12 protein-coding genes are annotated in these 10,138 nt (G+C 69.6%); 9 read left to right on the top strand and 3 right to left on the bottom strand.

Annotated features, from left to right (window positions below; translation table 11 throughout):
- The first annotated feature begins 70 nt into the window (after nt 1–70).
- From ACFYW1_RS28370 to ACFYW1_RS28380, 3 genes are all read left to right on the top strand, one after another.
- On the top strand, nt 71–916 hold the full coding sequence (locus tag ACFYW1_RS28370; protein ID WP_388999115.1) for a pentapeptide repeat-containing protein: 846 nt from the start codon (nt 71–73) through the stop codon (nt 914–916).
- A gap of 180 nt (nt 917–1,096) precedes the next feature.
- A complete protein-coding gene (locus tag ACFYW1_RS28375; protein ID WP_388999118.1) occupies nt 1,097–2,461 on the top strand; it encodes a radical SAM protein in 1,365 nt (454 codons plus the stop codon).
- Between the two features lie 185 nt (nt 2,462–2,646).
- Nucleotides 2,647–3,198: a glycoside hydrolase family 25 protein gene (locus tag ACFYW1_RS28380; RefSeq protein WP_388999120.1), complete on the top strand. Its 552-nt coding sequence runs from the start codon at nt 2,647–2,649 to the stop codon at nt 3,196–3,198.
- Between the two features lie 39 nt (nt 3,199–3,237).
- Here ACFYW1_RS28380 and ACFYW1_RS28385 read toward each other — a convergent pair whose 3' ends face one another.
- Nucleotides 3,238–3,645 (bottom strand): glyoxalase/bleomycin resistance/extradiol dioxygenase family protein, encoded by a 408-nt coding sequence (locus tag ACFYW1_RS28385; RefSeq protein WP_388999123.1) that lies wholly within the window; start codon nt 3,643–3,645, stop codon nt 3,238–3,240.
- Nucleotides 3,646–3,704: 59 nt separating this feature from the next.
- Here ACFYW1_RS28385 and ACFYW1_RS28390 point away from each other — a divergent pair, with 59 nt between their 5' ends.
- Together ACFYW1_RS28390 and ACFYW1_RS28395 are read left to right on the top strand one after the other, a co-directional pair.
- Complete coding sequence (locus ACFYW1_RS28390) at nt 3,705–4,142, top strand: MarR family winged helix-turn-helix transcriptional regulator (protein WP_388999125.1); 438 nt, start codon at nt 3,705–3,707, stop codon at nt 4,140–4,142.
- A 279-nt stretch (nt 4,143–4,421) separates the two neighbouring features.
- Nucleotides 4,422–5,600, top strand: a complete 1,179-nt coding sequence (locus tag ACFYW1_RS28395; protein ID WP_388999128.1) for a S1 family peptidase — start codon at nt 4,422–4,424, stop codon at nt 5,598–5,600.
- A gap of 268 nt (nt 5,601–5,868) precedes the next feature.
- On the opposite strand, the gene ACFYW1_RS28400 is transcribed toward ACFYW1_RS28395, so the two are convergent.
- Entirely contained in the window at nt 5,869–6,630 is a 762-nt protein-coding gene (locus tag ACFYW1_RS28400) for an SMI1/KNR4 family protein (RefSeq protein ID WP_388999131.1), read from the bottom strand.
- A 201-nt stretch (nt 6,631–6,831) separates the two neighbouring features.
- On the opposite strand from ACFYW1_RS28400, the gene ACFYW1_RS28405 reads away from it, so the two are divergent.
- From ACFYW1_RS28405 to ACFYW1_RS28415, 3 genes are all read left to right on the top strand, one after another.
- Entirely contained in the window at nt 6,832–7,026 is a 195-nt protein-coding gene (locus tag ACFYW1_RS28405; RefSeq protein ID WP_388999134.1) for a hypothetical protein, read from the top strand.
- A 262-nt stretch (nt 7,027–7,288) separates the two neighbouring features.
- Nucleotides 7,289–7,984, top strand: coding sequence for a formylglycine-generating enzyme family protein (locus ACFYW1_RS28410; protein WP_388999137.1), 696 nt, complete (start codon nt 7,289–7,291; stop codon nt 7,982–7,984).
- 70 nt (nt 7,985–8,054) lie between these two features.
- Entirely contained in the window at nt 8,055–8,771 is a 717-nt protein-coding gene (locus ACFYW1_RS28415) for a hypothetical protein (protein WP_388999140.1), read from the top strand.
- Between the two features lie 150 nt (nt 8,772–8,921).
- On the opposite strand, the gene ACFYW1_RS28420 is transcribed toward ACFYW1_RS28415, so the two are convergent.
- Entirely contained in the window at nt 8,922–9,281 is a 360-nt protein-coding gene (locus tag ACFYW1_RS28420) for an NUDIX domain-containing protein (RefSeq protein ID WP_388999143.1), read from the bottom strand.
- A gap of 204 nt (nt 9,282–9,485) precedes the next feature.
- Between ACFYW1_RS28420 and ACFYW1_RS28425 the strand changes: the two genes are divergently transcribed.
- Nucleotides 9,486–9,920, top strand: a complete 435-nt coding sequence (locus ACFYW1_RS28425; RefSeq protein ID WP_388999145.1) for a contact-dependent growth inhibition system immunity protein — start codon at nt 9,486–9,488, stop codon at nt 9,918–9,920.
- The last annotated feature ends 218 nt before the right edge of the window (nt 9,921–10,138 follow it).

The raw sequence follows: 10,138 nt of genomic DNA on the forward strand, positions 1-10,138 counted from the left end.
GTGTGCGCGGGTGACATGGCCCTATAGGCTCGAACGCCGACAGCTCCGTACCCCAGAGGATTCACGCACTGTGCCCGACAACGTCCAAGGCCCCGGCACCGCCCCCATCGACCGTGCCGGGCTGCGTGCCGACTGCGCGAACTGTTTCGGGCTGTGCTGCGTCGCGCTGACCCTGACCCGGTCCGCGGACTTCGCGATCGACAAGGACGCGGGGGAGCCCTGCCGCAACCTCCAGGAGGACTTCCGCTGCGGCATCCACACCCGGCTGCGGACGCAGGGCTTTCCCGGCTGCACCGTGTACGACTGCTTCGGGGCCGGTCAGAAGGTCTCCGGAGAGACCTTCGGCGGACAGGACTGGCGCTCCGCGCCGCAGACCGCCCGGCAGATGTTCCAGGTGTTCCCGGTGATGCGGCAGCTCCACGAACTCCTCTGGTACCTCACGGAGGCGCTGTCCCTGGAACCGGCGCGGCCCCTGAGGGGCGACCTCCGACGTGCCCTCGACGCCACGGAACACCTCACCCGCCTTCCGGCGGACGACCTCGCGGGCCTCGACGTGTCCGGTCACCGCGACGAGGTGGCCAGGCTCCTGCTCCGCACCAGCGAACTCGTACGGGCGACGGCGCCGCGCGGGAAGAAGCGCCACCGCCGAGGTGCCGACCTGATCGGGGCCAGGCTGCGCGGCGCCGACCTGAGGGGCGCCGACCTGAGGGGCGCGTACCTGATCGCGGCGGACCTCACCGGTGCCGACCTCCGCCTGGCCGACCTGATCGGCGCCGACTTCCGGGACGCCGACCTGTCCGGCGCGGACCTCACCGGGGGTCTCTTCCTCACCCAGGCCCAGCTCAACGCGGCCAGGGGCGACGCGGCGACGAAGCTCCCGCGGTCCCTCGACCGCCCCGCCCACTGGACCGGGTGAGCATCGCGGCGGGTACCGTCGACGGCGGGCGATCCGGACCGCGAGCCGGTGACCGGGCATCACGCCCGCGACACCGGCACGAATCGACCGGCACGGCGGGGCACTGCCGGCGTGCCTGATTCGTTGCACCGTGTGGCGTACCCGGAGCGCCGTCGCCGACCGGACCGAGGAGTCCCGCACATGCCCAGCAGTACCGACCGCAGCAGCACCGAGACGAGCCACCGGGACGGGAGTCGCACCCGCCTGGTGGAGCGGCTCATGGAGCAGTTCCCGCACGTCCCCCGGGAAGCCGTCATCAAGGAGGACCTCCTGCGCGGCGGCGTGGCGTTCGACGAATCCGCGCTCAGCGACAACGAGGACGGCGACGTCAAGCCGAAGTCGTACTTCATCTTCTCGTTCGACCACGGCACGCTCCCCGAGCTCGGCGCGGCCGCGCTCCGCCGCCCGCCGGAGGAGATCGTGCTCACCGGCGGCCCGTACGACCTGCGCAGGACCGTGGTGTCGGTACGGGTCAACCCCGCCTCCCCCTACCGGGTCGCCGCCGACGAGGACGGCGTGCTCGGGCTGTACCTCGACGGCCGGCGGATCTCCGACGTGGGCCTGCCGCCCATGCCGGACTACTACCGCCACACCCTGGAGAACGGCAAGTCCGTGATGGAGGTGGCGCCCACCATCCAGTGGGGCTACCTCGTGTACCTGACGGTCTTCCGGGTCTGCCAGTACTTCGGGGCGAAGGAGGAGTGCCAGTACTGCGACATCAACCACAACTGGCGCCAGCACAAGGCGGCGGGCCGTCCGTACACCGGGGTGAAGCCGGTCGAGGAGGTCCTGGAGGCGCTGGCCATCATCGACAAGTACGACACCGCGAAGACCTCCACGGCCTACACGCTCACCGGTGGCGCCATCACCTCCCACATCGGCGGCCGTGACGAGGCCGACTTCTACGGGCAGTACGCCAAGGCCATCGAGGAACGTTTCCCCGGCCGCTGGATCGGCAAGGTCGTCGCCCAGGCCCTGCCCAAGGCCGACGTGCAGCGCTTCCACGACTACGGCGTGCAGATCTACCACCCCAACTACGAGGTGTGGGACCGCAGGCTGTTCGAGCTCTACTGCCCGGGCAAGGAGCGCTACGTGGGCCGCGACGAGTGGCACCGCCGCATCCTGGACTCCGCCGAGGTCTTCGGCGCCCGGAACGTCATTCCCAACTTCGTCGCCGGTGTGGAGATGGCCGCGCCCTTCGGCTTCACCACGGTGGACGAGGCCATCGCCTCGACCACCGAGGGCCTGCGCTTCTTCATGTCGCACGGCATCACCCCGCGGTTCACCACCTGGTGCCCGGAACCCACCACCCCGCTCGGGAAGACCAACCCGGACGGAGCGCCGCTGGAGTACCACATCCGTCTGCTGGACGCCTACCGCGCGACGATGGAGGAGTACGGGCTCAGCTCGCCCCCCGGCTACGGCCCGCCCGGACCCGGGCGCGCGGTCTTCTCCGTCAGCTCCTTCATGGACAGCCTTCCGGCCGCTTCGGGCGACGAGCGGTAACGCCGAACGGACCGTCCAGCGCCGGGCCCGGTCCGACCTGGCCCGGCGCTGGCGGGTAGCGGACGGCGTTGGAAAGCAGCGATGGAAAAACGATTCGCCCGTTCACCCGGAGGATGGGAGCGAGCGACGGCGGGCACCTACAGGGAGAGAACCGGAACCACCAGGGTCAGTGGAAGGCGGTGCCCATGCTGCATGGCGTCGACGTCAGTTCCCATCAGCCGTCCTTCGATACGGGCGGGCTGGACTTCGTCCTCATCAAGGCCACCGAGGGTCGTTCGTACATCAATCCACGCCTCGCGGAACAGGTGAAGCGTGCCCGGGACGCGGAATGCGTGGTCGGTTTCTACCACTTTCTCTGGCCGGGGAACATCAAGGCCCAGGCGGAGTACTTCGTGAGCAAGACCCCGGAGAAGGCGGGCGATCTGCTCGCGGTGGACTGGGAGGAGAACGGCGAGGGCACGAGGGCGAGCAACGCGGAGAAGGACCGCTTCATCCGTGAGGTCAAACGCCTGAGGCCCCATCACAAGGTCCTGCTGTACTGCAACCGTCACTTCTGGCTGAACCACGACACCACCTCGTACGCGGGGGACGGTCTCTGGATCGCCGACTACGTGACCGCCGGGAAGCCCAGGATCAAGGCGTCCTGGCGTATCCACCAGTACACCGACCAGCCGCTCGACAAGGACGTCGCCTCCTTCGCCTCGCGGAGCGCCATGCGCGACTGGGCCCGGGGGTAGCCGCCGAACGGGGCGCACGGGCGTGGGATCGGGGGCCGTTCAGTAGGACTGCAACTCGATGAGGTGGCCCTCGGGATCGCGTACGTGCGCGGTGCGGAGCCCCGGACCCCAGTCCGGCCGGTCGCACGCCCCGGCGACCGGGCCGGCCCCGTGCTCCAGGCACAGGGCCAGCCCGGCGTCGACGTCGGGGACCCGGCAGACGAACATCGACCGGTCCTGGGCGGGCGGCGCCGCGGCCGGCAGCCCGGCGGTACCGGTGAGGGCGGCCATCGCATCGCGGTCGAGGAGCGCCAGCACCCCCTGGCCGTCGACGTCCCAGTGCGCGTACGGACCGGACTCGCCGCCACTGGTCCGGTCCGCCCCGATCAGGACCGGCAGCAGACCGTCGTAGAAACGGAAGCAGGGGGCGAACGCGCTCACCAGCAGACGAGGGTGCAGGGCATCCATGAACCACTCCAAATTAGTAGGTGCAGACCCATCATTGGTGCATGCCTAAGATGGTGTCAATGAGTGAGACCCCGCCCAGCCTCCTGGGACTTACGACCTATCTGATGTCCAAGACCGGAAAGGCGGCGCGCGGCCGGCTGGCGGCGCGGCTGGCCGAGCGCGGACTGCGGCTCTGGCACATGGCCGTCCTGTCGGCGCTGGCCGATTTCGGTCCCCATGTGCAGCGGGAGCTGGCGTCCCGGCTCGGGATCGACCGGAGCGACATCGTCAAGATCGTGGATGACCTCGCGGTGGCCGGATTCGTCGACCGGGCCCGGGACGTCGACGACCGCCGCCGGGTGACCGTCACCCTCGCCCCGGGCGGCCGCGTGGTGCTCTCCGAGCTCCAGGCCGAGGCGCTGGCCGTGCAGAAGGAACTGCTCGCCCCCTTGAACCGGCGTGAACAGGACCAGTTGGCGGCGTTGCTGAGGCGGGTTCACGCCCACGCCTGCACCTGACTCGGCGGGCTGTGGTCGGCGTGCGGGCCGACGGCCTGTGCCCGGCGGGGTGAGAAACCTCTCGGGACGATCGCGTCGGGCCGGGCTTCGTGTCGCCGGGGCCGGGGCAGGGGGCGCGGAAGTGGTTCTGGAACCTGTCCATTGGCATGGACCTGATAGGCGGGCTGCGTTACAGTCCGTTGCGGCATCTCCTGAGAGCGCTCTCAGTCGAGGCCTCTCGCTGCCCCTGTTCCTCCCCCACCATGCCGGAACAACAGAAGGGCCACTCCCTTGAGACACATGACCGCACTGCGTGCGAACCTGGCCGCCACGCTCGTCGTCGGAGCCTGGGCGACCATGGGGCTCGCCACGGCATCGGCCTTGCCCGTCGCCGTGGACCAGCCCGTCGGCACCTCCAGTGCTTCCCGTGCCGGGGCCGTGGACGAACCGGCGTCCACCGGCCTGCTCTCCGCCATGCGGAGGGACCTCGGCCTGACGGAAAACCAGGCCAGGGCGCGACTGGCCGCGGAGAAGACCGCGACCGCCGTACAGGGCAAGGCGCAACGGGCCGCGGGATCGTCGTACGCCGGCTCCTGGTTCGATCCGGCCACGGGCAAGCTCAACGTGGCCGTCACCGACGGCCGGAGGACCGGGGCCGTGGAAGCGGCGGGCGCGTCCGTCAGGTTGGTGCGCCACAGCGCTCGACAACTCGACGCGGCCAAGGCCCGGATCGACACGATGTCCGCACCGGCCGGCGTCAGCAGCTGGCACGTCGACCCGAAAGCGAACCGGGTCGTCGTCGACATCGTCACCTCGGCGCAGGATGACAACGATGTCCGCGCATTCGTCGCCAAGGCCCGCGAGGCCGGTCCCGTCCTGGTGAAGCGGACGCCCGAGGCACCCAGGACCTTCGCCGCCGGGACGGTGGGCGGCGACCCCTACTACACGGGCAACGTCCGGTGCTCCATCGGCTTCTCCGTGCACGGCGGGTTCGTCACGGCGGGACACTGCGGCCAGGCGGGCGCGGCGGTCAGCGGATGGGACCGGTCGGCCATCGGCAACTTCCAGGGGTCGTCCTTCCCCGACAACGACTACGCCTGGGTCAGCGTCGGCAACGGCTGGTGGACCGTTCCCGTCGTCCTGGGCTGGGGCACGGTTTCGGACCAGTTGGTACGGGGCTCCGCGGAAGCCCCCGTCGGCGCCTCGATATGCCGTTCAGGTTCCACGACCCACTGGCACTGCGGCAACGTGCTGGCCAAGAACGAAACCGTGAACTACAGCCAGGGCGCCGTCCACCAGATGACCAAGACGAGCGTCTGCGCCGAGCCGGGTGACTCCGGCGGTTCCTTCATCAGCGGGGACCAGGCCCAGGGGGTCACCTCGGGCGGTTGGGGCAACTGCTCCGGCGGCGGGGAGACCTGGCACCAGCCGATCAACGAGATCCTGAACCGGTACGGGCTGACACTGCACACGGCCTGATGACGGTACGCGGGGGCCGGCCCGGCCCCCGCGTGAGCCCGACGGCCCGCCGCGACACGAGTTTCAACGCCCGTGGCAGGCCTCTGGCGTGGGCGAACGGTACGACGCCTGCGAGGCCGGGCGAGGGCTCCGGCCACCGGTCGGGAATCGACGAGTGCCGCCGCAGACACAACTGCCGCGCATCGCCCGGACAGGATTCGAACGATGTCGCTTTGGACGGGACCATTCGGCTCCGGCCCGGGGCGGGAACGGGCGGGCAGGCGTCGTCTTACTCCTGGTCGCCCGGTGTGGCATCACGGAAGTCGTTCAGCCAGTCGCCCGGGACCAGGTCACGGATGCCGTCGAGTGCTTCCTCGGTCCGGCCCCGGGCGTAGAGGGCCGCCCCGTCGTCGTCGCGGAGCAGGGCGTCCGGGCCGAGGAACCAGCGGGTGCCGGGCTCCTTCTCGCAGGCCGGGTAGGCGGGGAAGGGAAGCCGGACGCACTTCTGCTCCAGCAGTTCGACGCCGTGTTCGTCGAAGTCCATCAGGAAGTCGCAGAGTTCGTCATCCGCCTGTACGGATTCCGAGAGAACGGTCTCGACGAGTGCGAGGGAGAGCCGGTCCAGCCAGGGTTCCCACCGTTCGGCGCTCTTGTCGGCCAGATCCGCCCGGACGAACACGGCAGGGTCCTCCGTGCCCAGCGCTTCGAGCGGGACGCCCCAGGAGGCGGCCCCCTGATTCTCGTGCCGGAAGATCAGGGCCTCCTGGCCGCTGTCCACGTACAGCTCGGACGGACCGAGCAGGGTGTCGTGGTTCCTGGTGAGATCCGTGCGGCGGCCGAACAGCAGATACGCCTCCCGCAGCGCCGGAGGCAGCCGGAGGCCCAGCCTCTCCTCGGCCGCCACGACATCGGCCTCGGGCAGGCCGTCCTCGTCACCGAGCGGCTTTGTCCAGTGCGCCGCGAAACCGCGGACGAACTCCCGGATACCGCCCGCCCCGTCGCCGTGAACAACGGAAGTGAGCGACTGAACCATGTCGAACTGGTATGCCATGCGGTGACTGTGCATCGGCCTGATCAGGGCATTCCGCCGTGCATGGGACGGCATGCCGCCGCCGTTCAGCTGCCGGCGAAGGACAGGGTTCGGTGTCGATGACCGACGGCGTTCTGCGGTGGTGGTGAGGAAGAACGAGGCCATGACCGACCGAGGATCCGGGTCGCCGCGTACGCGATCAGGGAGCGCACGGTTCCCGAAGTGCTGGTGTTCGACCACGTCGGGATACCGACGGCCGGAACCCGGGTTCCCGCCGGAGGGACTGGCCCGGCGAAGACCGCCGACGCATGGAACCACCGTCTCGGGGGAGACGGAGCGGACGCGGGCCTCACGTTCGCCTGCCGCTTCCTCCCGCTTCCCCTGGAGCGCCCGCTCGCCGACGAGCAGGACGCCTGACTGGGCCGTACCAGGCCCGTCAGACCGTCAGGTCCGGGAAGGTCCGGGAAGGTCGGGGAAATCCAACCGCCGCCCGGTGCACACCCTCCAACGTCTTTGCTGAACATCCGTGTTGCAGCCGCGTGGGCGACGGAAGCCCTGCCTGTATCGTCGGTCCTCCGAGAGGAAGAAGCGGGGGCGTCCCACGAGCCCGGCTGTCCTCGTACGGCCGGCGGTCCGACGACGTACCGGACCGATGCGCCGGTGCACATGAGGAGCGGTGATGAGCCCGGAGTCGATACTCCACCGGACGGATGCCGAGAACATGAGGAGCGTCCCCGCCGGAGAGATCGTCCTGCGCGACGAGGGCACGAGAACGGAATGGAGGGCCGAGGTCGGTGCCTTCCGGCTGGCGGCGTACCCCGTGACCCGCGAGCTGTACCACGCCGTTCGAGGCAGGGCGCCCGGCGATTCGGCCGGGCCGCGCACCCCGGTGACCGACATCTCCTGGAAGGAAGCCGTCGAGTTCTGCAACGGCCTCTCACGGGAGACGGGGCTCCGGCCCTGCTACACGACGGGCGAGGACCGCGACGGGCTGGACGTGATCTGCGACTGGCAGGCGGACGGCTACCGACTCCCCTCCGAGGCGGAATGGGAGTACGCGTGCAGAGCCGGAACCTCCGGAGCCCGTTACGGGGAACTGGACGAGATCGCCTGGTACCGCGGGAACTCCGGCAGCGAGGTGCATGACATCGGGACCCGGGCGCCCAACGCGTGGGGCCTGCACGACATGATCGGCAACGTGTGGGAGTGGTGCTGGGACCTCTACGACCCCCGGGTCTACGGTCCGTACCGGGTGTTCCGCGGCGGGGGCGCGTACGATCCGCCCCGGGGTTGCCGGGCATCGTGCCGCCGCAAGAGCCACCCCACCTTCCGCATCGACGACCTCGGATTCCGCCTCGCCCGGACAGGCGGCTGAATCCGGGACGCGGGAACCCGGCCCGAGCGGTCGGCCCGACCGGCCCCGCACCGAACGAAAGGCCAGAGACATGGCCAAACAGCGCGTCACCGTCTGTGTCCCGCCCTGCGCCCCCGAGGACCTCCACCGGGCCATCGGACGGGCCATGGACCCGTTCGACTACAACCGCGCGGACCACCCCGACCCGGACTGGGTGGGGGAGTGGGACTACTGGTTCGTGTCCGGTGCCGGGTGCCTCTTCGCCGTGCTCCCCGGGCATGAGCAGGATCCGAGGCTCGTCCGCCGCGACGAGTGGACGGAGCCGCCGGTCGATCCGCCGCCCTCCCGGTGCCACGGTGGGCCGCGTGGGCTGCTCGACCTCGCGGTGGACCGCGACGAGGCCGCCGCGCAAGCCCGCGTCCTGTGGAGGGAGTACCAGGAGTTCGCGACCGGCTACCCACCGGCCCTGCCGTACGGGTTCTTCGCGACCAGGGCCCACGTCGACCCGGTGACCCATCCGCGAGAGCGAGTCGTCGAGGAGTTCACCGGTCAGCCGCTCGTCCGGGCCCTCGTCGAGACCCCGGACCTCGAGCACCGGTTCACCGGCGACCCGGTCGCGTATTTCGGCGAGGACCTTGAGACGTTCGTCGCCGAGCAGGTGGCCGCGGTGCTGCCCACGCCCACGCTGCTCACCCTGGACGGACGCTGGATCGAGAGCGGCGGCCCCGAGTACCTCCGGATGTTCAACGAGTATCTGGAGTCCCTACCGGCCGACGCCATGGTCGTCCGGGTGCTCTACCACTCCTGAGACCTGCCCGGCCCGTTTTCTGTTTCCGTCGCATCGGTCGGTGGTCCGTGCTCGGGGCCAAGTTGTGTCCGGGTGGACTCGAAGGACCTTCGCGACCAGATCATGGACGAGGTATTCGCCGGGGCCCGGTTCTCCCTGAGGCGGGGAAGGTCACCGGGGCCGAACCAGTCGTAGGAGGTGTGCTTGGACCACCCCAGGGAGCGGGTGGTCCAGGTCGCCGCCGACCTCGACGAGGCAATCGGCCTCGTGCTGCTCTCCGGCACCGTCGTCGCCGGTCCAAGTGGTGATCCCGAGCAGGCGCCGGACGCTGTGCAGGTGCCAACCGGTCTCCTCCTCGACCTCACGGGCAAGGGCGTTCAGCAACGACGCACCGGGCTGGACGTGGCCACCGGTGATGCCCCAACAGTTGAGGAAGAGCCGCATGTCGGGACTGCGTCTCTGGGCGAAAACTCTGCCGCTCTGGTCGAGGACGACTGTTCCGACCACCCAGACCTCGCCGTCGGAGGGCACCGGAATCTCGACGTCGGCCCCACGGCCACGTGAGGTTGGCTGCCTGGCACGACCTCCCTGTAGGGCCGCACCCGATCATCGCCCCTTCCGCTGGCTCCGATCATTGATCACGGCGGGCCAGGGGCGATGCATCGAACGCTGCGGGCACGCGCGGACCCGGACCGCGGTTGGCGGCGGCAGACACATACCGGCCAAAGTTTGAGAATGAACCCCATGGATCATCGGTTGCACCTCGATCGCACGCTCGACGAGCTGGACCCGCCTCGCTGGGCGCCTCCTGCCGCCGACTCAACTCGGCTGATCCGCAAGGTGCATGAGCTGCGACGCGTCCCGCTGCGTGCACTTGTCCCTGCGGATCTGCGCACTCTCGTCTCCCAGCAGGTCGCACTGCCGTACGTCCTTCCACTCGCAGTGCGCCTGCTGATCGAGGAACCGCTGCTCGACGCATACTTCTACGAGGGTGACCTGCTGCTCGCCACTGTCAACGCCCCCGCTGCGGCCTGGACCCTGCTGCCGGAACTCGGCGTCCGGCTGCGCGACGTGATCGAGGCACTGCCGGAGACAGCGATCGCCGACCTGCCTCGTGGCGCCACCGATGAGATCGCCTGCTTTGCTGCGCGGATCGAATCACTTCGCTGATCTGCGAAGGTGCGGCCGGGCTCACGACTGAGCCCGGCCTGAGCACAGTTTGTGCTTGTGGAGGAGAGATGCCGTTGTACGGGTGTGTGTGGTGTTGGGTGGTGGTGTGTGGGGGTTGTTGGTGGGGGTTTCAGCGTAGTCCGTGGTAGAGGGTGTTGTGTGTGGTGTCGGGGAGGTAGAGCACGTCTTTGCTGTCGGAGTTCTGTCGTACTGCGAGT

The sequence above is a fragment of the Streptomyces sp. NPDC002669 genome, from assembly GCF_042889165.1.
Lineage (GTDB): Bacteria > Actinomycetota > Actinomycetes > Streptomycetales > Streptomycetaceae > Streptomyces.

Excerpts from the sequence above, each read along its gene's own strand:
- ACFYW1_RS28375 (WP_388999118.1), top strand. The coding sequence starts at position 1,097 with ATGCCCAGCAGTACCGACCGCAGCAGCACCGAGACGAGCCACCGGGAC.
- ACFYW1_RS28380 (WP_388999120.1), top strand. The coding sequence starts at position 2,647 with ATGCTGCATGGCGTCGACGTCAGTTCCCATCAGCCGTCCTTCGATACG.
- ACFYW1_RS28385 (WP_388999123.1), bottom strand. The coding sequence starts at position 3,645 with ATGGATGCCCTGCACCCTCGTCTGCTGGTGAGCGCGTTCGCCCCCTGC.
- ACFYW1_RS28390 (WP_388999125.1), top strand. The coding sequence starts at position 3,705 with ATGAGTGAGACCCCGCCCAGCCTCCTGGGACTTACGACCTATCTGATG.
- ACFYW1_RS28395 (WP_388999128.1), top strand. The coding sequence starts at position 4,422 with ATGACCGCACTGCGTGCGAACCTGGCCGCCACGCTCGTCGTCGGAGCC.
- ACFYW1_RS28400 (WP_388999131.1), bottom strand. The coding sequence starts at position 6,630 with ATGGCATACCAGTTCGACATGGTTCAGTCGCTCACTTCCGTTGTTCAC.
- ACFYW1_RS28410 (WP_388999137.1), top strand. The coding sequence starts at position 7,289 with ATGAGCCCGGAGTCGATACTCCACCGGACGGATGCCGAGAACATGAGG.
- ACFYW1_RS28415 (WP_388999140.1), top strand. The coding sequence starts at position 8,055 with ATGGCCAAACAGCGCGTCACCGTCTGTGTCCCGCCCTGCGCCCCCGAG.
- ACFYW1_RS28425 (WP_388999145.1), top strand. The coding sequence starts at position 9,486 with ATGAACCCCATGGATCATCGGTTGCACCTCGATCGCACGCTCGACGAG.